Source organism: Thalassolituus sp. LLYu03, assembly GCF_050507655.1.
In the GTDB taxonomy this organism is placed as follows: Bacteria; Pseudomonadota; Gammaproteobacteria; order Pseudomonadales; family Oceanobacteraceae; genus Venatoribacter.
Map to the genome: position 1 here is coordinate 1,911,320 of NZ_CP191496.1, position 21,818 is coordinate 1,933,137.

Annotated in this window: 22 protein-coding genes and 1 tRNA gene; 14 read left to right on the plus strand and 9 right to left on the minus strand. The window is 58.8% G+C overall.

What is annotated here, in order from left to right; translation table 11 throughout:
* The first annotated feature begins 168 nt into the window (after window positions 1–168).
* The 8 genes from ACQUQU_RS08665 to ACQUQU_RS08700 all read left to right on the plus strand — a co-directional run bounded on the left by ACQUQU_RS08665 (window position 169) and on the right by ACQUQU_RS08700 (window position 9,253).
* A complete protein-coding gene (locus ACQUQU_RS08665; RefSeq protein ID WP_430462842.1) occupies window positions 169–2,484 on the plus strand; it encodes a c-type cytochrome in 2,316 nt (771 codons plus the stop codon).
* A gap of 10 nt (window positions 2,485–2,494) precedes the next feature.
* Window positions 2,495–3,847: a DUF1501 domain-containing protein gene (locus ACQUQU_RS08670; protein WP_430462843.1), complete on the plus strand. Its 1,353-nt coding sequence runs from the start codon at window positions 2,495–2,497 to the stop codon at window positions 3,845–3,847.
* 10 nt (window positions 3,848–3,857) lie between these two features.
* Complete coding sequence (locus ACQUQU_RS08675; RefSeq protein ID WP_430462844.1) at window positions 3,858–4,346, plus strand: TlpA family protein disulfide reductase; 489 nt, start codon at window positions 3,858–3,860, stop codon at window positions 4,344–4,346.
* 12 nt (window positions 4,347–4,358) lie between these two features.
* Window positions 4,359–4,565, plus strand: a complete 207-nt coding sequence (locus ACQUQU_RS08680; protein ID WP_430462845.1) for a DUF4266 domain-containing protein — start codon at window positions 4,359–4,361, stop codon at window positions 4,563–4,565.
* Complete coding sequence (locus ACQUQU_RS08685) at window positions 4,565–5,752, plus strand: DUF3570 domain-containing protein (protein ID WP_430462846.1); 1,188 nt, start codon at window positions 4,565–4,567, stop codon at window positions 5,750–5,752. Before ACQUQU_RS08680 ends, ACQUQU_RS08685 begins: the two co-directional genes overlap by 1 nt.
* On the plus strand, window positions 5,736–6,644 hold the full coding sequence (locus tag ACQUQU_RS08690; RefSeq protein ID WP_430462847.1) for an FAD:protein FMN transferase: 909 nt from the start codon (window positions 5,736–5,738) through the stop codon (window positions 6,642–6,644). The genes ACQUQU_RS08685 and ACQUQU_RS08690 overlap by 17 nt, the downstream gene beginning before the upstream one ends.
* A gap of 76 nt (window positions 6,645–6,720) precedes the next feature.
* Window positions 6,721–8,280, plus strand: a complete 1,560-nt coding sequence (locus tag ACQUQU_RS08695; protein ID WP_430462848.1) for an amidase — start codon at window positions 6,721–6,723, stop codon at window positions 8,278–8,280.
* Between the two features lie 130 nt (window positions 8,281–8,410).
* Entirely contained in the window at window positions 8,411–9,253 is an 843-nt protein-coding gene (locus ACQUQU_RS08700) for an SDR family oxidoreductase (protein WP_430462849.1), read from the plus strand.
* A gap of 20 nt (window positions 9,254–9,273) precedes the next feature.
* Here ACQUQU_RS08700 and ACQUQU_RS08705 read toward each other — a convergent pair whose 3' ends face one another.
* The 4 genes from ACQUQU_RS08705 to ACQUQU_RS08720 form a co-directional block, all read right to left on the minus strand.
* Entirely contained in the window at window positions 9,274–9,606 is a 333-nt protein-coding gene (locus ACQUQU_RS08705; protein WP_430462850.1) for an SMR family transporter, read from the minus strand.
* Window positions 9,607–9,668: 62 nt separating this feature from the next.
* Window positions 9,669–10,430 (minus strand): MBL fold metallo-hydrolase, encoded by a 762-nt coding sequence (locus tag ACQUQU_RS08710; RefSeq protein ID WP_430462851.1) that lies wholly within the window; start codon window positions 10,428–10,430, stop codon window positions 9,669–9,671.
* Window positions 10,431–10,499: 69 nt separating this feature from the next.
* Entirely contained in the window at window positions 10,500–11,615 is a 1,116-nt protein-coding gene (gene zapE / locus ACQUQU_RS08715; RefSeq protein ID WP_430462852.1) for a cell division protein ZapE, read from the minus strand.
* A 143-nt stretch (window positions 11,616–11,758) separates the two neighbouring features.
* On the minus strand, window positions 11,759–12,406 hold the full coding sequence (locus ACQUQU_RS08720) for an alpha/beta hydrolase (protein WP_430462853.1): 648 nt from the start codon (window positions 12,404–12,406) through the stop codon (window positions 11,759–11,761).
* 188 nt (window positions 12,407–12,594) lie between these two features.
* Here ACQUQU_RS08720 and cysD point away from each other — a divergent pair, with 188 nt between their 5' ends.
* The 4 genes from cysD to ACQUQU_RS08740 all read left to right on the plus strand — a co-directional run bounded on the left by cysD (window position 12,595) and on the right by ACQUQU_RS08740 (window position 16,071).
* Window positions 12,595–13,503 carry a sulfate adenylyltransferase subunit CysD gene (gene cysD, locus ACQUQU_RS08725; protein WP_430462854.1) on the plus strand — a complete coding sequence of 303 codons (909 nt, stop codon included), beginning with the start codon at window positions 12,595–12,597 and terminating at the stop codon, window positions 13,501–13,503.
* Between the two features lies 1 nt (window position 13,504).
* On the plus strand, window positions 13,505–15,112 hold the full coding sequence (cysN, locus tag ACQUQU_RS08730; protein ID WP_430462855.1) for a sulfate adenylyltransferase subunit CysN: 1,608 nt from the start codon (window positions 13,505–13,507) through the stop codon (window positions 15,110–15,112).
* Window positions 15,113–15,413: 301 nt separating this feature from the next.
* Window positions 15,414–15,490, plus strand: a tRNA-Met gene (locus ACQUQU_RS08735).
* Between the two features lie 89 nt (window positions 15,491–15,579).
* Window positions 15,580–16,071, plus strand: a complete 492-nt coding sequence (locus ACQUQU_RS08740; RefSeq protein WP_430462856.1) for a hypothetical protein — start codon at window positions 15,580–15,582, stop codon at window positions 16,069–16,071.
* Window positions 16,072–16,343: 272 nt separating this feature from the next.
* Here the strand turns inward: ACQUQU_RS08740 and ACQUQU_RS08745 are convergent, their stop codons facing one another.
* Window positions 16,344–16,925, minus strand: a complete 582-nt coding sequence (locus tag ACQUQU_RS08745) for a peroxiredoxin family protein (RefSeq protein ID WP_430462857.1) — start codon at window positions 16,923–16,925, stop codon at window positions 16,344–16,346.
* 176 nt (window positions 16,926–17,101) lie between these two features.
* Window positions 17,102–17,725, minus strand: a complete 624-nt coding sequence (locus ACQUQU_RS08750; RefSeq protein ID WP_430462858.1) for a LysE family translocator — start codon at window positions 17,723–17,725, stop codon at window positions 17,102–17,104.
* Window positions 17,726–17,899: 174 nt separating this feature from the next.
* Here ACQUQU_RS08750 and ACQUQU_RS08755 point away from each other — a divergent pair, with 174 nt between their 5' ends.
* Window positions 17,900–18,439 carry a YaeQ family protein gene (locus ACQUQU_RS08755; protein WP_430462859.1) on the plus strand — a complete coding sequence of 180 codons (540 nt, stop codon included), beginning with the start codon at window positions 17,900–17,902 and terminating at the stop codon, window positions 18,437–18,439.
* A 102-nt stretch (window positions 18,440–18,541) separates the two neighbouring features.
* On the opposite strand, the gene ACQUQU_RS08760 is transcribed toward ACQUQU_RS08755, so the two are convergent.
* From ACQUQU_RS08760 to ACQUQU_RS08770, 3 genes are all read right to left on the minus strand, one after another.
* Window positions 18,542–19,291, minus strand: coding sequence for a substrate-binding periplasmic protein (locus ACQUQU_RS08760; RefSeq protein ID WP_430462860.1), 750 nt, complete (start codon window positions 19,289–19,291; stop codon window positions 18,542–18,544).
* A gap of 106 nt (window positions 19,292–19,397) precedes the next feature.
* Complete coding sequence (locus tag ACQUQU_RS08765) at window positions 19,398–20,300, minus strand: zinc-dependent peptidase (protein WP_430462861.1); 903 nt, start codon at window positions 20,298–20,300, stop codon at window positions 19,398–19,400.
* 31 nt (window positions 20,301–20,331) lie between these two features.
* Window positions 20,332–20,814: an FKBP-type peptidyl-prolyl cis-trans isomerase gene (locus ACQUQU_RS08770; RefSeq protein WP_430462862.1), complete on the minus strand. Its 483-nt coding sequence runs from the start codon at window positions 20,812–20,814 to the stop codon at window positions 20,332–20,334.
* Window positions 20,815–20,964: 150 nt separating this feature from the next.
* Here ACQUQU_RS08770 and ACQUQU_RS08775 point away from each other — a divergent pair, with 150 nt between their 5' ends.
* Entirely contained in the window at window positions 20,965–21,777 is an 813-nt protein-coding gene (locus ACQUQU_RS08775) for an alpha/beta hydrolase (RefSeq protein ID WP_430462863.1), read from the plus strand.
* The last annotated feature ends 41 nt before the right edge of the window (window positions 21,778–21,818 follow it).

Here is a 21,818-nt window from a genome sequence, read left to right on the forward strand (position 1 = left end):
CGTCTGCCACGCCACTCTGACCATTTGTCAGTTTTCGGTCAGCTTTTATGCGCGGTTCACAGTTTTTTCACTGGGCCACTGATATAAAACGCGCCATAACGATAAACGGTCGGGCGCCCGTAGTGGGCAGTCAGGACGCCAGACCGTCACCAGGGCAGGAGAGAGACAATGAAACCCATCTCGTGGCTGGCAGTGCTTATGTGCTGTACGGCGTTATTCAGCGGTTGCAACAGCGACTATTCCGGCAATGTCGGCGGCGCCTCGAACGGCGGCGACGGCACCTTGTACGGCAATTTCAACGCCGAAGGCCAGCGCCAGTACAACGCACAGTGCGCGTCCTGTCATGGCATCGACGGCAACGGCAGCCCGGATGGCTCGTCGCTGGTCGCCTGCTCCACCTGTACCTCCGTCAGCGTGCTGGCAGACGTCATCGCCCGCACTATGCCCATTGCCAATACCGACAACTGCAGTGGCAGCTGCGCCAGCGATACGGCGGAATACATTCTGTACGCCTTCAACGGTTCCAACCTGTCGGCGGCCGCCACCAGCATCGACGGTGTGGCCAACAGCGAGCTGATCGTGACCCTGCGTTCCGCGGCATTGCAACTGGCTGGCCGCCTGCCAACCGCAGCGGAAGAAAACATGGTCAGCCAGAACGGTGAAAATGGCCTGTCGACGGCGCTGAACCAGATCATGAATGAAGAGGCGTTTTACGAACGCCTGATGGAAATGTTCAATGAGCAACTGCTGACCGATAAATACCTGACCCTGAATCAGTACGAAGGCGGCATCAACCTGCTGGACCCCGAGGATTTCCCGAACCGTAAGTGGTACAACACCACCTACGCCGCCGACGAACAGTCGAACATACGCGGTTGCGTGCGCACCCTGACCAACGACGCCGTCGCCCGTGAGCCGCTCGAGCTGGTGCGCTACGCCGCCAAAAACAACCTGCCCCATACCCTGTACGTCAACGCCGACTACATGATGGTGAACTGGTACAGCCAGCAGGTGTATGAAGCCGAGCTGGTCGACCCGTCGGTGCCCTTCCGCCAGCTGTCTGAGCCGGTGTGCGATGCCGACGGCGTGCAGATTGCCTACGACCCGACCGACTTCCGCCCGGCCCGCGTCACCAAAGATCTGGAATTCGAACAGGGCGGCATGCCACACGCAGGCGTACTGAGCTCGCCGATGTTCCTCAACCGCTACCCGACCACCTTCACCAACCGTAACCGCCACCGCTCGCGCATCGTGTTCGATTACTTCCTCGACACCGACATTCTTAAAATTGAAGGGGAACGCCCGGGGGATGGCATCGGCACGGGTGTTGCCAACCCAACCCTGCTTGACCCGGCCTGCTACGCCTGCCATCAGGTGATGGACCCTGTGTCATCCGCGTTCCAGCACTACACCGACCGCGGTCAGTACATCACCACCGGCAGCACCTCGCGCAACAGCTGGGACAGCTCGGATATTGAACCTGCAGGTCTGGCCGGCAAAACCATTCCGCTGTCCGGCTCCACCGGCTATTTCCGTAACATGATTCAGTGGCTGGGTAAGGAAATCGGCGCCGACCCACGCTTTATGCGCGCCACCGTGCGCACCCTGTATGTCGGTCTTATTGGTCAGGAGCCTCTGGAAACCCCGGGCGAAGACGCCACCGACGCCGTGAAGCAGGCTTTCACAGCGCAGCGCGCGATCCTGAACAGCATCGGCCAGACCATGGTGACCAATAACTGGAACATCAAAACCGGCGTAAAAGGCATAGTGCTGAGCCCGTATTACCGCGCCAAAACGCTGGATGCCGGCAAGGTGGTTGCCAACGAGCACATCGGCGCCACGCAGTTCCTCAGCCCGGAACAGATGCAGCGCAAGCTGCAGGCCACCGTAGGCTTCGGCTGGGATGAATTCCGCAGCGAGAACAACCGCATCATGTACGGCGGCATGGACTCCGACAGCATCATCGAACGCATCCGCGAACCAAGCGGCCTGACCATTGCCATTCAGATGCGCATGGCCACAGAAATGGCCTGCCGTTCCACCGCGCTGGATTTCACCCGTGACGACAGCGAACGCAAGCTGTTCCCGTACGTCACTGTGTTGACCGAACCGACCAACGCCGACGGCGAAGAAGACGCCAATGGCGTGGCTCGCATCAAACACAACATTCAGCACCTGCATTGGGTTCTGCTGGGCGAACGCGTAGACCTCAACGGCGAAGAAGTGACCGCCACCTACAACCTGTTCACCAGCCTGCTGGCGCAGGGGCAGGACATGCTGGCCAATCGCAACAGTTACGATCCGCGTCCCGGGGACTATCTCGAATGGGATTGCCGCGCCCGCTGGTACCGTCAGGCTGATGGCCGCACCGACGGCGACCTGCCGGCCGAAAGCATGCTGGAAGCTGACAGCAACTACACCATCCGCGCCTGGACCGGGGTTCTGACCTACCTCATGTCCGACTACCGCTTTGCCTACGAGTAAGGAGAAGACCATGAAACGTCGTCAATTTCTGCAACTCATGGCAGCCACCGGCATGACAGCCCATATGCCACTGTGGACACCCAAAGCCTGGGCGGCAGCCGCACCGGAGAAATTTCTGGTGGTCGTGAACGCCAGTGGTGGCTGGGATCCAACGTCTATCTGTGACCCGAAAGGCCTGAACGGTCTGTATGCCGACCGCTCGACCCGCTATGACGGCTCGACCAACTCGGTGGCGCTCGATAACGGTAAAAAGTTCGGCCAGATTCAGTGGAGTGCCATTCCGGAATACACCACAGACACCGATGCCCTGACCCGCATTGAGGGACAGTTCGACCAGTTTTTCACCACCTATGGCAACCGCCTGACGGTGATCAACGGCATCGACACCGGCACCAATAACCACGACACCGGCAACCGCGTGATCTGGTCAGGCAAAGATGAAATCGGTTATCCGAGTCTGGCGGCCTACTTCGCCGCGGCCACCAGCCCGACCCTGCCGATGGCCTTCATCAGCAACGGCGGCTACGACTACACAGATTCTCTGGTAGCCCGCGCCCGCGCCAGCAGCGCCAGCTTCATTAACGAGATCGCCGACCCGAACCGCTACAGCGGCGACCGTGGCTTCCTCTACCGCAGCGCCAACCGTTCGGTCGACCAGTACGAAACCGTGCTGGCGGCGCAACAGGCCCGCATTCAGCGTCAGCTGGACGAAGAAGCCCTGCCACTGCGCCGCAAACAGCTCAGTCAGCTGTTCGGTGTGCGCAGCGAAGACAGCAATCTGGGCGGTCTGACGGTGGCACTGAACGATATTCAGGACAACGTCGACCGCGACGCCAACTGGAACACCAACCGCTCCAACAGTCTGAAGAGTCAGGCGCAGGTGGTGGTAGCCGCGTTCAAGGCCGGTCTGGCCGCATCCGCCAACCTGAACATTGGCGGTTTCGATACCCACGGTAACCACGATGCCAGTGCGTATCCGCAGCTCGGTGACCTGCTCGAAGGCGTGCACTTCCTGCAGGTTGCGCTGCAGTACGCCGGCATTGCCGACCGCACCACCATAGTGATCGGTTCGGACTTTGGCCGCACGCCTTACTACAATTCCGGTAACGGCAAGGATCACTGGCCAGTCACCAGCATGATGGTGCTGCACCCGGGCAGCACCGGCGGCAAAGTGTTTGGTCAGTCGACCGACGCTTTCCTCGCCCAGAAGATCAACCGCAGCACAGGTCTGGCCGACACCAGCGGCGACGTACTGACGCCGGCGCACGTCAATCAGGCCCTGCGCGAACTGCTGGGAGTTGACGGCGGCACCTTGTCCGATAACTATCCGTTGCGTGTCAACGCGTTCGATATTTTTGCCTGAGGAACCGACTGTGCGTTTTATTCTGACCCTGACCCTGCTGCTGACTTCTCATCTGGCGCTGGCGGTCGACGCCGGCGACAAAGCACCCGACTTCCGCCTGCCCCTGCTCACTCAACAAGGGCAGATGAGTCTGTCCGCCTATAAGGGCAAAGTGGTGTATGTCGATTTCTGGGCATCCTGGTGCGGTCCGTGCCGTAAGTCGCTGCCGGCGCTGAATACCCTGCGTGGGGAACTCAAAGGTCAGGGCTTCGAAGTGCTGGCGGTGAACCTCGACGAAGACATCAAAGAAGCCAGGGCTTTCCTCAAAGAATTCCCGGTCAGCTATCCGACCCTGCACGATGCCAAAGGTGCAACCCCGGATGCCTACGGTTTGCGCGGCATGCCAACCTCGTACCTGATTGGCCGTGACGGTAAAGTCAAAGCCGTCCATCAGGGCTTTAAGCCGTCGGATATCGACAAAATCCGCGACGAAGTTCAGCAACTGCTGAAGCAGAAATAACAGGAGCCCGTCATGATTCGCCTGACTCTGCTGTTAAGCGCCCTGCTGGTGTGTGGCTGCACCGCCGTGAAACCCTGGGAGCGCGGTAATCTGGCCCAGGACACCATGGCCTGGCAGCCGGACCCGCTGAAAGCGTCCCTCGATAACCATATCTATTTTTCCAAGGAAGGTTCTTCCGGCGGCGGCCAGGCGGCCGGCGGCGGATGCGGATGTAACTGATGAGCAAACAAGCCCTCAACTCTCTGGCGGCGCTGGCAGCAGCGGCCGCTACCCTGCCTGTGCAGGCGGAAAGCACGCCCACCGAGCAGGTGCTGGCCTACCGCTACAGCCAGTATCAGGAAGCCGATGCCCCGCGCGCCCGGACCTACACCCCCATCACCGAACGCTACAGCATCGATGTGCATCAGTTCCGCTATGCCCGTCCGCTGGGTGACGACTGGTATCTGAACAGCGAGTTTCAATACGAAACCATGAGCGGTGCCTCGCCCCTGCAGACCTACGAAAACGAATCCGGCCAGAGCGTGCTGCTGATGAGCGGCGCCAGCATTGAAGAAACCCGCTACGACCTGAAGCTCGCGCCTAAGCGCTATTTCAGCGGCGCGATGGACGGACTGCTGGACGCCACCGCCGGGGGCAATCTGGCCATCTCGGTGGAAAACGATTACCAGTCGCTGGCCGGTGGGGTCGACGGTTCACTGGAACTGTTCAACAAGCACACCACGCTGTCGGGCTCGCTGAGCATGTCACTGGATCAACTGTCGCCATCGGATGCGGAAATCTCCGATGCCCGCACCGCGGCCGACGGGCGCAGCAAGCGCAGCGTGTCGGTCTATGAAGGCATCACTCAGGTGCTGAACAAAAACCGCGTGCTGCAGGTGGGCGTGGGCTACACCCGCCTGTCGGGCTATCTGTCGGACCCGTACAAATGGTTCGACTACCGTCCGGGCGAACGTGGCCAGCTGACCGTAACCGCTCAGCTGCGCGAATTCTTCGCCGTCGCCGATGGCGCCGCCCTGCACACCGATTACCGCTACTACAGCGACAACTGGGGCATACGGTCACACACCTTCACCGCGCGCTGGTCGCAGTCGCTGAATATGGCCGGCCTGCGCTTCCGCCTGACACCGTTTGTGCGCTACTACCGTCAGACCGCAGCCGATTTCTACAGTCTGGAGCGCACCCCGGCCAACGACGCCTTCAACAGCTCGGATTACCGACTGGCCTCTTACGGCTCATTCGGCTACGGTCTGGAAAGCCGCGCCGAATTCCGTGACTGGGCCATCACCCTCGACTGGCAGCAATACGATTCGTCGGAAGACTTCGCCATTGTGCAGACCAGCAACACCGAAACGCCGGGACTGGTCGACTTCACTGTGCTGAGCGCCGGCATTGAGTACCGCTACTAACGCCCTGACCTGCCATCGCTTCACGGCGATGGCCTCCCCCTGCACCCTGCATCTGCCACCGCTGCCACAAACGGCGGAAGCGGCGCAGGCCATTGAGGCGGAAGTGCACCGCATCGAGCACAAGTACAGCCGCTACCGCGACGACAGCGTCCTCAGCACCCTCAACGCCAGTGCCGGCAAAGCCTGCACAGTCGATGACGAAACCGCCTGGCTGATCCGCTATGCGATGGTCGCTTATGAGCAGAGCGATGGCCTGTTCGACATCAGCTCGGGCGTGCTGCGTCAGGTGTGGAATTTCCGCGAGGGCGTCTGCCCTAGCGAACAGCAGCTTGGCGCCGTGCTGCCACGCATTGGCCTGCGCCGGCTGCGCCTCGACAACCATACCCTGCAGATGCCGGCCGACATGGAGCTGGATCTGGGCGGACTCGGCAAAGAATACGCTGCCGATTGTGCCGCTGCGGTCGCGCGCCGCTTCGGCCTGAACCACGGCATTATCGATCTGGGCGGCGACCTGCACGTGCTCGGCCCGCAACCCCAGGATAACAACGGTGAAAAGCCCTGGATGCTCGGCGTGCGTAACCCGCGCGAACCCGCCAGCGCCATTGCCCAGTTGCCGGTGTACGCCGGCGGCATGGCCACCAGCGGCGACTACGAACGCTATTTCGAACGCGATGGCCAGCGCTACTGCCACCTGCTGAACCCGCAGACCGGCTGGCCGGTCTGCCACTGGGCGTCGGCCACGGTACTGGCGCCCACCACCTTACTGGCCGGCACCCTGACCACCATCGCCATGCTGAAGCAGGCCGCCGCCGCCGACTGGCTGCGCGAACAGAACCTGCATTGCCTGCTGATCCGCCCGGATCTGACCCTGATGCCATTCGCGCCACACTGAAAGCTGTGGTTGTCAGGGGTCTGAGATTTTTGTTAATTAGAAGGCCTGATAACAACAAGAACCGGCAGGACATCCTATGGTCGAGCAAGAACTCATCTCCAACGACATTACGGCCGTGGCCCCACAGGATGCGCGCGACGCCGGCATAGCGGCGCCGGAATTTGAGTACCGGGCCTACGATGCCACGGGTCTTGCCGGCCTGATCCGCAACGGTGATACCTGCGCCGGTGAATTGCTCGACATGGCCATCAGCCGCGCCGAGGCGGTGAATCCGCAGATCAACGCCATCATTACCCCACTGTACGATCACGCCCGCCAGCAGATTGATGCCGGCCTGCCCGACGGCCCCTTCACCGGCGTGCCGTTTCTGCTGAAAGACCTGCTCTGCGCACTGGAAGGCACCCCGATGAGCAACGGCAGCGCAGCCATGAGAGGCGTTATCTCACCGCGCGACAGCGAACTCACCCGTCGTTTCAAACAGGCCGGTCTGGTTATTTTTGGCAAAACCAACACCCCCGAACTGGGCCTGATGGGCGTTACCGAGCCCAAAGCCTGGGGGCCGACCCGTAACCCCTGGCATCTGAATCACACCCCGGGTGGCTCCAGCGGCGGTTCTGCCGCCGCCATCGCCGCCGGCATTGTGCCCATGGCCTCGGCCGGGGATGGCGGTGGTTCCATCCGCATTCCGGCCGCCTGCTGCGGCCTGTTCGGTTTAAAACCCAGCCGTGGGCGGGTACCGACCGGCCCGTATGCCACCGACTTCTGGGATGGCGCGGCCACCGAACACGTGCTCACCCGCTCGGTGCGTGACAGCGCCGCCATGCTGGACGCCATCGGCGGCCCGGATGCGTCAGCGCCCTATCCGGTAGCGAAAGCCCCAGGCTTCAGTCAGGGGCTGCTGACGCCGGTACGGAAACTGCGCATCGGCTTTACCAGCCGCTCGTTTGTCGGCCGGGACGTCAGCGACGACGCCATCCGGGCCACCGAATCCAGCGCCAGCCTGCTGCGCTCGCTGGGCCACGAGGTTGAACCGGTTACGCTGGAACTCGATGGCGCGCAATTGGCCGACAGCTACCTGACCATGTATTTCGGTCAGGTCGCCGCCGACATGGATTTTATGGCCGGTCAGCTCGGTACCCGCTTTGCGCAACTGGAGGTCGAAGACGCCACCCGCGTACTCGGCTATCTGGGCAAGACCATCACCGCCGCCGACTACGTAACGGCCAAACGCCGCTGGAACGGCCTCACCCAGACCATGAATGCCTTCCATCAGAAATACGATCTGCTGCTGACACCAACACTGGCATCAGAGCCCGTTGAAATCGGCGCGTTTAATCCGCCGTTGGCCGAAGCGCTGGCGATGAAAGTGATCAACGGCCTGCGCCTGCACAAGCTGCTGCTGAAAAGCGGCATGGTGAAGCAGATGGCCCTCGACAGCCTGGAGAAGCTGCCCTTCACCCAGCTGGCCAACCTGACTGGCCAGCCGGCCATGTCGGTGCCGCTGTACTGGACCGAACAGGGCCTGCCACTGGGCACTCAGCTGATTGCACCGCTGGGCGACGACCTGACCCTGCTGCAGCTGGCCGCGCAACTGGAACAGGCGCAGCCCTGGTTCCACCGCACGGCGCCGCTCTGACAGTTGTCACATAAAAGCGATTAAGATCAGCGGCCAAACGAATAACAAGCACTGCAACGAAAACAACGAAAACAACGAAAACAACGAAAACAACGAAAACAACGAAAACAACGAAAACAACGGAATCATCATGAGTGAAAAAGCGGTCCTGATTACCGGATGCTCCTCAGGCATCGGCCGGGCATTAACCGAAGAATTCCTGCGCCACGGCTACCGGGTATACGCCTCAGCACGTGACGTCAGCAGCCTGAGCAATCTGACCAGCGACAAGCTGACCCCGCTGGCCATGGACGTTAACCAGCCTGCCGATATCGCCGCGGCCACCGCAACCATCCAGGCTCAGTCGGGCCAGCTCAACTGCCTGATCAACAACGCCGGTTACGCCGCGATGGGCCCGGTTGCCGAGCTCAGCACCGACGCCCTGCATCAGCAGTTCGCCACCAACGTCTACGCTCCGATCGCACTGACTCAGGCCATGCTGCCACTGCTGCGCGCGGCGGCGTCGGCCGAGCAGCCGGCGCAGGTCGTTAACATTGGTTCGGTATCCGGTATTCTGACCACACCGTTTTCCGGAGCTTACTGTGCGACCAAGGCGGCCCTGCACTCCCTAAGCGACGCGCTGCGCATGGAACTGGCACCTTTCCATATTCAGGTGGTCACCGTACAGCCGGGGGCGATTCAGTCGAAGTTCGGCGACAACTCGCTGGCCAATCTGGCCCGCATCCTCACCCCGCAATCGCTGTACGCGCCGTTAAAAGCGCAGATGGAAGCCCGTGCCACCGCGTCGCAGGACAACCCGACACCGGCGGCCGATTTCGCCCGTGAACTGATGGCGCAACTGCTCAGCAAGCCAGATGCCGTCATCCGCATCGGCCACGGCAGCCGCGCACTGCCCCTCATGGCCCGCCTGCTGCCTGTGGGTCTGCGCGATAAGATTCTGAGTAAGAAGTTCGGCCTCGGCAGTCTCGGCTGAGGCCGCCACGCAGTCAGCGTTTAGTGGCCGGACGCCTGTGAGAACAGGTTGATCACCAGCACTCCGGCCATGATCAGACCAATGCCAAGCATGGCCGGAAGATCCAGCGTCTGCTTGTACACCAGCCAGCCAATCAGGGTGACCAGCACGATGCCGGCGCCGGACCAGATGGCGTAGGTAATGCCCACCGGCAGGCTTTTCAGCACCATGGCCAGCAGATAGAAGGAAATCGCATAGCCGATCACCACCACGGCCGCCGGGCCGGGTTTGCTGAACCCTTCTGAGGCTTTCAGCGCACTGGTGGCAATCACTTCCGCAACGATGGCCGCAGACAGCAGCCAATAGGTATTCATAAGACTCTCCGACAACTCAACAGATGCCGCCGGTAACGGGGCCTGACCGATCAGGCCCGCACTTAATGATGCCGGCTGGCGCCCCCGAGTTTGCGGGCAATCCGGTTTTTCGTCGAGTACCAGTGATTCTTCGGCCGCTTTGGCGCCTGTGCAATCAGCTCATCAAAGGGAATGGCGCTGCCGGGTTGCGGCGGCACATGCGCACAGAACACGGTGGCTGCATCAAGCGCCTGCACCCGCCTGAGCGATTCGCGGTACTGATTCGGATGGCAGATCGGATACGGCGCCTGCAGCTGACGGCGCACCATCACCATCAGGTCGGCCACATAAATCTGATGCGTCGGCACATGCCACAGCGACAGGTCGTGATCGGTATGCCCCGGCGTATAGAGCACTTTCCAGTCGTCGAAACCGGGCAGCGTCTGATCATCGTCCAGCACCAGATCCGGCGTCAGGATCGGGTTGTACCAGATATGCGCCTTGGGCTTGCCGATACGGCCGGCCACCCAGTAAGTCAGCCCCACATCAATGGCGTGCGCCGTGCGCCCGGCCAGACCGGCGTACCAGCTCCAGGCCTTGGGGTGAGCAGCAATCGGCGCGCCGGTACGTGCCCGCAGAAAATGCGCACCACCGGCGTGATCCGGGTGCATATGAGTCACCACAATCAGTTTGAGATCGGACAGCGGACGCTTCAGCGTGCCGGTAATGTAGGCGCAGACGTTATCGACGTCGGCGCGGCTGCAGCCATCCAGCAGTAACAGGCGGTCATGATCTTCGACCAGGAAAATATTCTGGATGTAGCCTTCAAGCGAATGGATGTGCATACGGTGTTTCTTATGTCGCTAAAAACAAAAACAGCCCCGAAGGGCTGTCCGATTATGCACGAGTCAGGATTATTCGACGCGGTGTTCACGCGCCAGATAGTCGTGTGACTGCATTTCCAGCATACGCGAGGTGGTGCGCTGGAATTCAAACTCCAGCTTGCCCTGCCCGTAAATAGCCGGAATCGCCGCGTCGGCCGACATAATCACCTTCACGCCACGGTCGTAAAACTCGTCGATGAAGTTAATGAAGCGGCGCGCAACGTCGTCGTTCTTGGCGCCCATCACAGGCACGTTCGACACCAGCACGGCGTGGAACTGCTTGCCCAGTTCGATGTAGTCGTTCTGAGAACGCGGGCCATCGCACAGGGCGTAGAAATCGAACCAGGCGATATCGTCGCAACGGGCTTTCACCGGAATCTTGCGACCCAGAATTTCCACGGTGCAGTCGGTACGGATATGACGCACATCCGGCACCAGACTTTCGAAGGCCTTTTTCAGCGCCGCTTCCGCTTCATTGCTCAGCGGATAGTGATACAGCGACGCCTGCTCCAGCGTACGCAGACGGTAGTCGATGCCGGAGTCGACGTTCACCACTTCGGTGAACTCGTTCAGCATCTTGATCGCCGGCAGGAAGCGCGCGCGCTGCAGACCGTCTTTATACAGACCGTCCGGCACAATGTTGGAAGTGGCCACTAGGGTCACACCACGGGAGAACAGCTCCTGCATCAGACCGCCGAGAATCATGGCGTCGCCGATGTCGGACACAAAGAATTCGTCGAAGCAGATCACCACGGCTTCGTCGGCAATGCGGTCGGCGACAATGCTGAGCGGGTTCTTGGCGCCGACCAGCTCGGTCAGGTCGCGGTGCACACGCTGCATAAAGCGGTGAAAGTGCGTGCGCATTTTGCGTTGAAACGGCAGCGCATCGTAGAAGGTATCGACCAGATAGGTTTTACCGCGGCCAACACCACCCCAGAAGTACAGGCCTTTTTCCGGCAGCGGCTGCTTCTTGCTCAGTTTGCCTGCCAGTTTGCTGAACATCCCCTGCTGACTGCGGCGCTGTTCGGCGGCAATCAGATCGTCGTACAGACGCTGCAGATGTTTTACGGCCATTTCCTGAGCCGGATCGTAGGAAAAATCGTCGCGTTTCAGGTCTTCCTGATACAGCTCCCAGGGCGTGGACACAGGCAGTCTCCCTTAATCATGGGGATAATAGTGAGCAGGCTGGCGTCCGGACGGACGGCAGGCGGAATTTCAGGGCGCGAAATTTAACCAAGGCGCGGCCAAAGTGCAAACGGCTGACCGCGTTTTCCCTTGTCAGAACAGCGTCAGCGCAGCCCTTCGTGCACCAGAACCGGGGCCAGATCGTCCTGCAGGCTGGCCTTGAGATCGGTCAGGCGACCGTGAAAAAAGTGCCCGCAGTCGCGGAAAATCTGGAAATGCGGCACCGGCACCACGGTTTCGGCCCAGTGCGTGACCTCATCAAACGGCACCACCTCATCGGCGTCGCCCATATAGACAAAGGTATCAAACTCATACGGCAGCTGATTGGGGGCGTCGAAGTGATGCACCGCCGGCGCCAGCAACACCAGCGCGGCCAGCGCCTCCGGTGCGCGGCAGGCACTCAGGCAGGCCATCCCGGCGCCGAACGAGAAGCCGGCCAGAATCACGCGTTCCCAGCCCAGAGTGTCACGCGCGTAATTCAGCGCCGCCAGTACGTCGTCCTGCTCGCCCGCACCATGATCATGCTGGCCTTCACTGGCGCCGACACCGCGAAAGTTAAAGCGCAGGCTCGGCAGCCCCATGGCCACCGCGGTGCGGGTGACGGTGGTGACGACCTTGTTGTCCATGGTGCCCTGAAACAGCGGATGCGGATGACACATCAGCAGTCCGAGGCGGGTTTGTTCTGTGGCGGTCCAGCGTGCATCGAGTGTGCCTGCCGGGCCTGAAATGGTTACCTTTGTCTCCTGCGCCATGCAGAAAAATCCCCTGAAAACGGTAGGAAGAAAGCGCCTCCGGCGGCCCTGAAAAAAGGGTTATTCATGCCTATATACATATAGCTAAATGTTATTGAATTTACCTTCTTATATATCAGGCAACTTGCTATATTGCGCCGGTTTTATCATGCCCGTCTTTTATATGTTCCGGGAGTCACCACGGCAAAATGACTGACTATAACCTGACCCACCTTAAGCAGCTGGAAGCGGAGAGTATTCATATCATCCGCGAAGTCGCTGCAGAATTCGACAATCCGGTGATGCTTTACTCCATCGGTAAAGACTCAGCGGTAATGCTGCATCTTGCCCGTAAAGCGTTTTATCCGGGCAAACCACCTTTCCCGCTGATGCACGTGGACACCACGTGGAAATTCAAAGAGATGATTCAGTTCCGGGACAAGATGGCCAAAGACATCGGTATGGAACTGATCGTTCATACCAACCAGGAAGGCGTGGAACAGGGCATCGGCCCGTTCACCCACGGCTCGTCCAAGCACACCGACGTGATGAAAACCCAGGCCCTGAAACAGGCGCTGGACAAGTACGGCTTCGATGCCGCTTTCGGAGGCGCCCGTCGTGACGAAGAGAAATCCCGCGCCAAAGAGCGTGTGTACTCCTTCCGCGACAGCAAGCACCGCTGGGACCCGAAAAACCAGCGTCCGGAACTGTGGAACATCTACAACGGCAAAGTGAACAAGGGCGAAAGCATCCGTGTTTTCCCGCTGTCGAACTGGACCGAGCTGGATATCTGGCAATACATCTATCTGGAAAGCATCCCGCTGGTGCCGCTCTACTTCGCCGACAAGCGTCCGGTGGTTGAGCGTGACGGCATGCTGATCATGGTCGACGACGAGCGTATGCCGCTGGCCGAAGGCGAAGTTCCGGAAATGAAATCCGTGCGCTTCCGTACGCTGGGTTGCTACCCGCTGACCGGCGCCGTGGAATCCGAAGCCGCCACCCTGCCGGAAATCATTCAGGAAATGCTGCTGACCACCACCTCCGAGCGTCAGGGCCGTGCCATCGACCACGATTCATCCGGTTCGATGGAGAAGAAGAAACAAGAGGGTTACTTCTGATATGTCACATCAATCTGATCTGATTGCTTCCGATATCCTCGAGTACCTGAAGCAACACGAAAACAAAGAACTGCTGCGTTTCCTGACCTGCGGTAACGTGGACGACGGCAAATCGACCCTGATCGGTCGTCTGCTGTACGATTCAAAAATGATCTACGAAGATCAGCTGGCCGCCGTCACCAAAGACAGCGCCAAAGTGGGAACCACCGGCGACCGTCCGGACCTGGCCCTGCTGGTTGACGGTCTGCAGGCTGAGCGTGAGCAAGGCATCACCATTGACGTGGCCTACCGCTACTTCAGTACCGCCAAGCGTAAGTTCATCATCGCCGACACCCCGGGACACGAACAGTACACCCGCAACATGGCGACCGGTGCCTCGACCTGTGATCTGGCCATCATTCTGATCGACGCCCGTTACGGCGTGCAGACCCAGACCAAACGCCATAGCTTTATTGCCTCTCTGCTGGGCATCAAGCACGTGGTTGTGGCCGTGAACAAGATGGACCTGCTGGGCTTCAGCGAAGACACCTTCAACAAAATTCAGGCCGATTACCTGGAATTTGCCAAGAAGCTGCATCTGGACAACATCTACTTCGTACCAATGTCCGCCCTCGACGGCGACAACGTGGTAGAAAAATCCGCGCGTGCTCCGTGGTACCAGGGCCAGACCCTGATGGAAATCCTCGAGACCGTAGAGGTGGCCAAAGACAAGAACATGGAAAACTTCCGTCTGCCAGTGCAGTACGTGAACCGTCCGAATCTGGACTTCCGTGGTTTCTGCGGCACCATCGCCTCCGGCACCGTGAAGCCGGGCGACACCATCATGGCGCTGCCATCGCAGAAAACCAGCAAGGTTGAACGCATCGTCACCTTCGACGGCGACCTGAACGAAGCCTTCGCCGGCCAGGCCATCACCCTGACCCTGGAAGACGAGATCGACATCAGCCGCGGCGACGTGATCGTGAAGATCGACGACCAGCCTGTGGTGAGCAAAAAGCTCAACGCCGACATCGTATGGATGACCGAAAACGCGCTGATTCCGGGCAAGCCGTACAACCTGAAATTCGCCTCAAGCTCCACCGCCGGTACCATCTCCAAGGTTCATCACCTGGTCGATGTGAACACCATGGAACAGAGCCAGGCCGAACAGGTAAAACTGAACGAAATCGCTCTGGTGGAAGTATCACTGGAGAAAGCCGTACCGTTTGACAGCTACGCCAGAATTCAGGGCACCGGCGCCTTCATCATCATCGACCGCATGACCAACGTTACCGTTGGCGCCGGCATGATCGTGGGTGCAGCCAGCGATTCTGACGACAGCCGTCCGGTCAGCGCCGAAGAAAAAGCCCGTCGCTTCAACCAGAAGCCGGCCATTGTTGCCATCAACGCGGTCAACGCCGCCGAAGTTGCGCAGCGTCTGGACCGTCGCCTGTTTGAAATGGGCCGTGTGGCAGCGATTGCCGACAACGACAACGCACCTGTGCTGAAAGCCGCCGGCCTGGTGGTTCTGGTGGCCGGTGGTGCCGATCACGCCGACATCAGTCTGGCCGCCGATCAGGAAACCATCGACAGCCTGATCGCCGACCTGCAGGAACAGGGCATCGTTTAAGACGCCCCGCCCTGCACCCCAGAAGCCCCGCCCTCTGCACAGACGGCGGGGCTTTTTGTTTTTGGACGCTGGGGGCTTGAAGCCGGAAGCCTGGTCGGGGGTCGGGGGTCGGACGCTGCGAGCACAGCCGGGCAAGCTGCCCGGTCTCCTGCAGCCAAACGCAGCCCCGCACACGGCTTTACCCACAGAGATTCAGCCCATGTCTAACTCTTTGAAAATTATCAGAAAAAAGTGTTTGACAGAAAAAATTATGATGGCATAATGCGCACCACTTGAACGGCACAGCCGGTCAGGTTGAAGTGGCAATGTAGCTCAGTTGGTTAGAGCACAGCACTCATAATGCTGGGGTCGGCAGTTCAAATCTGCCCATTGCTACCACTAATTCTAAAAGCCCGCTTGTTCAGCAATGACAAGCGGGCTTTTTCGTTTTAGCTTGTTGCGTAAACTCTCTAATCAAGGACGTTACTATGATGCTGAAAGACAGTTCGAGTGATTGGATCATCCCCTGCGTCTTACTGATACCCCACGCAATACTACTATCAAGTATATTGATAATACTTTCAGATAATACAGCCTCCACTTTCCAAGTTGTAAAAGATCTATTCGAAGTTGCCGCTTATGCAGCAACTATTGCGGCAGTATTATTCGGCTTTGCAACTTACCAAAGTTGGCAGCACTCGATATCAACAAATAGAAGCCTAGAATCGATCGACACAGCAATGGAAATAACAAAGAAATTAATCACGCTCACAGCAAAATCCAGAAATGAAGCGCGTTTGATCCGAAAGAAAATTGGAAATGAAAACTCCATATCAAAAATCAAGGAAACTGATTTGGAGAAAATATCAGAATTAGGTGAACACCTGAGTTCCGAACTGACCTCACTAAAAATACAACTAAAAAGACCATTGATAAATAGCAAAATAGAAGATGAGTCGAAAGAAATCCTTGAAAAATGAAATCCTTCGTCAATGCCATTAGGTCGCTAGAGTTCGCCATCAAGAACTACAACAGCTTTGAAAGTAGTCAACTTTTCACATTGCTAGGAGAGCAATCTGAATTGGTAAAATATGAAACCGTTAAGAACCTTGTAAACCCTAGCCTAGCCACTTTAACTGACTTTGATATCGATCATCCACTACTGGAATACTCTAAAAAGCTATCCAATCTCTACAAAGAAAAATAAGTTTGGAAATAGTCGGGTGAGCAATACATTTAATGCACCCACCGATTAAATAAACGACAGGATGTCTTCCAGCGGCAAATGATCGCCCTCATCCGCTCCATAATAGGCCGTCGCGATACGCCCGTCTGCATTCACCAGAAAATTCATCGGCATAGTGTGCAAGGCGCCACTGAAGGCCGTTGGCCAATAGCCTTTCGCCAGCATGGAATACAGCGCCGTGGGCAACCGCGTGACCATGCCCTTGAGTACGCCCCACCAGGAATAACGCACACCATACTGGCGGTGCACGGCGGCACCTTCGTCGGCCAGTACCGGAAAAGGCGCGCTGTGGCGCTCAGCGTAGGGACGTAACTCTGCAGCCGATGAATCAAACACCGCCACCATGGCGAAATCCGCGGGTAACTGCGCCTGCAGCTGAATCAGCTTATGCAATCTGAGGTTGCAGAAGGGGCAGCTGGCGAAGCGGAAAAACACCACCAGCGCTTTGCGCCCGGCAAGCTGTTCGGTCGACCACACACTGCCATCCAGCGCTGGCAAAGCAAATGCGGGTAAGTAATCACCAGCCCGCAACTGGCGCACATCACGGGCTGAAAAAGACGAGTTGGAATCGGACACAGGCGTGGTCATAAGAGGCTCCCGGCCATCGGCGTGCGGCGTTGATCGCAGGTAAGAAGATAACCGCTTAGTCGCCTGCCTGCTGGTTTTCTTACAGCCGTGGAATATGAAACGCCCAGCATTAAATAACAGGCATCAGCGCCCAGCACTAACGCCCATATCAGCTGCCCAGTATCAGCTGCCCAGTATCAGCCGCCCAGCATTAACCACAGCCCCACCAGCCCCATCAGCCCGCCGGAAATGCGGTTCAGGGTCTGAATACGGCCATGGCTGTTCAGGAACTGGCCGAGGCTTTTACCGCCGGCGGCGTACAGCATTAAACACAGAAATTCGATCACCAGAATTATGATCAGCAGCACCGGCCACTGCGCCATAAAAGGTTTGCCGGCATCCAGAAACGGCGGCAGCAATACCGCATCAAACGCCCAGCCTTTCGGGTTGGCGGCAGCGGTAATAAAACCCTGACGGATCAGCAGCGCCGGCTGCACCGCACGCCGGGTCTGGCCCACCACCACGGCCAGCTTGCCGCGCGAATGCCACAGCTGCCAGCCCAGAAACATCAGGTACAAACCACCGAGCAGGCGGAAGGCCAGAAACGCCAGCGGAAAATTCAGCATCAGTGCGGCCACGCCGACAGCAGCGGCGGTCGATACCAGCCCGACCGCGGTCAGCTCACCCACTGACATCCACAGCGCGCCGCGCATACCAACACTCATGCCGGTGCTCATGGCCAGCGTCATCGCCATACCCGGGGTAACGGACACGAAAAAGAAGGTGGGAATAAACGCAGCAAGAATCAGAACATCAGGCATCACAACAACCGTAACCAGCCAAAACGACAGCGGCGGCGATGCTATCAGGCGGCCCGTTATTTAACCACCCGGTAAAACCCGCAGCAGCGGCACACAAATTTGCGCGGCCAGTCCGGACAAGCGCGCGGCCGGCCGCTACAATGGCGCCTTTTATTCTGGTGCACGGCGGATTTCATGGCTCTTAAGGCAACCATCTACAAAGCGGAACTCATGGTCAGTGACATGGACCGCAATCATTATCAGACCTACAACCTGACCATCGCCCAGCACCCGTCTGAAACCGTCGAGCGCATGATGGTGCGCATCGCGGCCTTTGCCTTAAACGCGGCCGATAATCTTGAATTTACCCGTGGCCTCAGCACCGATGACGAACCCGACCTGTGGGCGCATTCGCTGAGCGACGAAGTGGAACTGTGGATTGAACTGGGTCAGCCGGATGAAAAACGCATCCGCAAGGCCTGCAATAAAGCGCAAAAATCTGTGATTTACACCTACCATGGCCGCGCCGCGCAATTGTGGTGGGAACAGATGCAGAACACCTGCCGCCGCTTTAGCAATCTGAGCGTATTTAATTTCGACGCCGACGCCATTGCTCAGCTGGAAGGCCTGGTCGACCGCTCCATGCGTCTGCAGGCCAATATTCAGGACGGCACCCTGTGGCTTGGCAACAACGACACCAGCATTGAATTAACCCCGGAACGCCTGCAGGGCTGATCACCCTTCTGTTCTGGCAAAAGCGTTCTGGGCTAAGAAGCGCCCTGCCACTCTGAAATAGGCGCCCTGCCGCTCTGAAATAGGCGCTCCTGAATAAGCGCCCTACTGGCCGTCCGGCGCCAGAATGCGCATCAGCTCGCCGCTCTGATTCAGACGACGAATCGCACTGCTGAAACGCCCGGCCAGTTCACGGCCATGGGCGTCGGGCTGAAAGGCAAAGAAAATCGGCAGAATTGCCAGCGGGTGCAGTTCGTCGTACACGATGCGCCCCACCGCCAGCTGCTGGCGGATATTCTCGCGGGTAGAATCCTCATCCCCCAGAAACACATCAATTCGCCCGGCCAGCAACTTACGCAGGTTCTGCGGGTCGGTGTTGGCGCTCTGATACTGGGCACCGGACACCCGCATCATCTCATCCGGGTAGGTAAAGCCTTCGGTGTACCCCACCTGATGCCCTTCCAGATCCTCCGCCCGGCTGATCAGCGGCTGGCCGCTCAGGGTATAGGCATAAATACGTTTGGTGCTGAAGGCGGTACTGGCGTTGTAAGGCACGGTCAGGGTGCTGGCCAGCGCCGGAAAGAAACCGTCCAGCGCACGCTCGGCAAAGGCCTCGCGGGTGCGTTGAGTGGGCATAAAGACGATGTCTAACTCAAGACCAGCCTCGGCAGCCACGCGCCGGGCCAGCTCGACAAAACGGCCACGGCTGGCCGATTCCGCCAGCAAAGGAATATGAAAGGTGCCGAGGCGCAGGCGTTCCGGAAGGTTGCCGGCCGTCACATCCTCAGCGGATGCCGGCGCCATCCACAGCGCACTCAGGGCAGTCAGCAGTAACAGAACGACAAAACGCAGCATCAAACCATCCTGCCTTGATGAGGTAACCCGTCAATAAGGTGTTGAGAGGTTGCAGAATAGCCGCTCGTGCGCGCCGCCGATACCGCCCAGTAAGAACCAGCGCCTGTCATTTGGCTGCCTTTTTGCCGGAGAGCACCGACTTGGCCCGTTTCGCCGAAGGCGGCGTCTTCTGCTTTTTCAGCACGGCGCGTTGTGTGGCCTCGCGAATGGCCTGCGCGCGCACGGCATCGGCGCGATTCTGGCGGTAAAACTCGCTCAGCCAGTGATAAAGCTGCGGATGTTTTTTCTGCATCAGCTCCGGCCGCTCGAAAAAATACTCCGACGCCACCGCAAAAAATTCCGCCGGATTCGTCGCGCCGTATTGCGGAATGCCGGTGTCGCCGGCTTCCATGTCCTGCACTTTTTTCTGTACCAGCGCAAACCAGGGTTCGGCAAAACGATAGGGTTCCATGCGTTCGGGAAAACCATCCACACGACCATCGGCGCCATCAATCAGGTGGGCAAATTCGTGAATGCCAACGTTGTGTTTGTCGCGGCCGTTGGCAAAGCCCGCGTGCAGGTCCGGACGGCTGAGCGCGAGCTTGCCACTCATAGGACCACTGCCAACCATGCCACTGATGCGCGAATCCGGCTGACCACATTCGAAGCGGTCATTAAACGGCCCCGGCAACAGAAACACGGCATCGACATTAAAATAATGCCAGTCGGGAAATCCCCACACCGGAATCACGGCACTGGCGGCCACCAGCAGACGGTCGGTGTCGGTCACATCAATTTCGACACCGCCCTCGATCCGGGTATCGGCCAGAAACTGCAGGCAGCGCTGTTCAAACAAAGGACGTTCGGCGTCGGATAATTCGCGATAAAAATGCACCCGTTCCTGCAGAATGGCAGACCATTCTTGCGGCCAGGCCGGCAAGGGCTGAGCTACGGTTTCAAGCCCCAGCCACTGCTTTAAAAACCGCCAGGGGTTACCAGGTTCAAGCCACGCCTTCAGCCCGTGCAGCATAATCGTTTAATCCTCAGCCAGCGCCCGATGATCAGTCCTGAATCGACAGCAGTTCGACATCAAAAATCAGCACAGAACCCGGTGGAATATTGCCGACGCGCTGATTGCCATAGGCCAGACGCGACGGAATCCAGAAACGGGTTTTATCGCCTTCGACCATCAGCTGTACGCCTTCGGTCCAGCCGGCAATCACCTGATTCAGACCGAACGCAATCGGCTCGTTACGCTGCACCGAGCTGTCGAACACAGTGCCGTTCAGCAGAGTGCCGTGGTAATGCACCAGCACGCGGGTACGCGGGCCCGGATGGCGTTCGCCAGTGCCCTTGCTCAGCATTTCATACTGCAGTCCCGAGGCGGTTTCGGTAACGCCCTCGCGGGTTTTATTGCCGGCCAGAAAGCGTTCGCCGTCGGCAATCTGCTCGTCCGCCGCTTTACCGCCACCCAGCGCACCGGCACGGCGCAGGGCATAAATGACCAGTACCACAATGATGGCGCCCAGCAAAAGGTTCAGCATGTTGATCTCCTGTTTATCGCTTTTCTGTTTATCTATTTTCTATGGGCAGGCAGTGTACCGGGCGCAGCGGCCCGGCGCGACTGCTGGACGCCTGCAGCACCCTGACGTATAACAATCAGCAAAAACAGGCCAGACATTCCGGGGGAAGCAATGCAGGCACAGACAAAACCGCCCATCGTTTTTATTCATGGCATGTGGTGTGGCCCCGAGGTCTTTGAGCCCTACGAACGCTTTTTCTGCGAGCGTGGCTACGAGTGTCACCGCCCTGCACTGCGCCACCATGAGCCGTTGAATAACGGTCTGCCGGCGCTTGGCCGCACCAGCCTGAAGGATTATGCCGATGATCTGGAAGTGTTTATCCGCACCCTGCCGCAAAAACCCGTGCTGATCGGCCATTCGATGGGCGGCCTGCTGGTGCAGATGCTGTGTGCGCGTGATCTGGTGGCCAAAGCCGTGCTGCTCTGCCCGGCATCACCGGCCGGTATTCACGCCCTGAGCCCGTCGGTGGTGCGCAGTTTTATGGGTGTTATGGCGCGCTGGGGATTCTGGAAAAAGCCGAATAAATTGTCGCCCACCGCCGCCCGCTACGCGCTGTTCAACAAACTGTCGCCACAGGCCGCGCAGGATGCGTATCTGCAGATGCGCTACGAAAGCGGCCGCGCCGCCTTTGAAATCGGCTTCTGGCTGATCGATCCGAATAAAACCACGGTGGTGAACCCGGCGTCGGTGCAACAACCCATGCTGGTTGTCAGCGGCGACGACGACCATATCACGCCGGCCACCATCAATAAAAAAGTGGCAGCCCGATACCGCCACGCCCAGTACCGCAGTTATCCGAACCATGCGCATTGGCTGATTGCCGAACCGGGCTGGGAAAAAATCGCCAATGACGTAGCCCTGTGGCTGGAAAATGAGCCGTACGCTACTGCCAAAGCTGTCGCTGAAACCGAGAGTGTGGATTAAATCCACAGAGGTCATTCCAGGGTTTCATGGCAGACAATAAA

Excerpts from the sequence above, each read along its gene's own strand:
- ACQUQU_RS08665 (WP_430462842.1), top strand. The coding sequence starts at position 169 with ATGAAACCCATCTCGTGGCTGGCAGTGCTTATGTGCTGTACGGCGTTA.
- ACQUQU_RS08670 (WP_430462843.1), top strand. The coding sequence starts at position 2,495 with ATGAAACGTCGTCAATTTCTGCAACTCATGGCAGCCACCGGCATGACA.
- ACQUQU_RS08680 (WP_430462845.1), top strand. The coding sequence starts at position 4,359 with ATGATTCGCCTGACTCTGCTGTTAAGCGCCCTGCTGGTGTGTGGCTGC.
- ACQUQU_RS08685 (WP_430462846.1), top strand. The coding sequence starts at position 4,565 with ATGAGCAAACAAGCCCTCAACTCTCTGGCGGCGCTGGCAGCAGCGGCC.
- ACQUQU_RS08695 (WP_430462848.1), top strand. The coding sequence starts at position 6,721 with ATGGTCGAGCAAGAACTCATCTCCAACGACATTACGGCCGTGGCCCCA.
- ACQUQU_RS08700 (WP_430462849.1), top strand. The coding sequence starts at position 8,411 with ATGAGTGAAAAAGCGGTCCTGATTACCGGATGCTCCTCAGGCATCGGC.
- ACQUQU_RS08705 (WP_430462850.1), bottom strand. The coding sequence starts at position 9,606 with ATGAATACCTATTGGCTGCTGTCTGCGGCCATCGTTGCGGAAGTGATT.
- ACQUQU_RS08710 (WP_430462851.1), bottom strand. The coding sequence starts at position 10,430 with ATGCACATCCATTCGCTTGAAGGCTACATCCAGAATATTTTCCTGGTC.
- ACQUQU_RS08720 (WP_430462853.1), bottom strand. The coding sequence starts at position 12,406 with ATGGCGCAGGAGACAAAGGTAACCATTTCAGGCCCGGCAGGCACACTC.
- cysD (WP_430462854.1), top strand. The coding sequence starts at position 12,595 with ATGACTGACTATAACCTGACCCACCTTAAGCAGCTGGAAGCGGAGAGT.
- cysN (WP_430462855.1), top strand. The coding sequence starts at position 13,505 with ATGTCACATCAATCTGATCTGATTGCTTCCGATATCCTCGAGTACCTG.
- ACQUQU_RS08740 (WP_430462856.1), top strand. The coding sequence starts at position 15,580 with ATGATGCTGAAAGACAGTTCGAGTGATTGGATCATCCCCTGCGTCTTA.
- ACQUQU_RS08745 (WP_430462857.1), bottom strand. The coding sequence starts at position 16,925 with ATGACCACGCCTGTGTCCGATTCCAACTCGTCTTTTTCAGCCCGTGAT.
- ACQUQU_RS08750 (WP_430462858.1), bottom strand. The coding sequence starts at position 17,725 with ATGCCTGATGTTCTGATTCTTGCTGCGTTTATTCCCACCTTCTTTTTC.
- ACQUQU_RS08755 (WP_430462859.1), top strand. The coding sequence starts at position 17,900 with ATGGCTCTTAAGGCAACCATCTACAAAGCGGAACTCATGGTCAGTGAC.
- ACQUQU_RS08760 (WP_430462860.1), bottom strand. The coding sequence starts at position 19,291 with ATGCTGCGTTTTGTCGTTCTGTTACTGCTGACTGCCCTGAGTGCGCTG.
- ACQUQU_RS08765 (WP_430462861.1), bottom strand. The coding sequence starts at position 20,300 with ATGCTGCACGGGCTGAAGGCGTGGCTTGAACCTGGTAACCCCTGGCGG.
- ACQUQU_RS08770 (WP_430462862.1), bottom strand. The coding sequence starts at position 20,814 with ATGCTGAACCTTTTGCTGGGCGCCATCATTGTGGTACTGGTCATTTAT.
- ACQUQU_RS08775 (WP_430462863.1), top strand. The coding sequence starts at position 20,965 with ATGCAGGCACAGACAAAACCGCCCATCGTTTTTATTCATGGCATGTGG.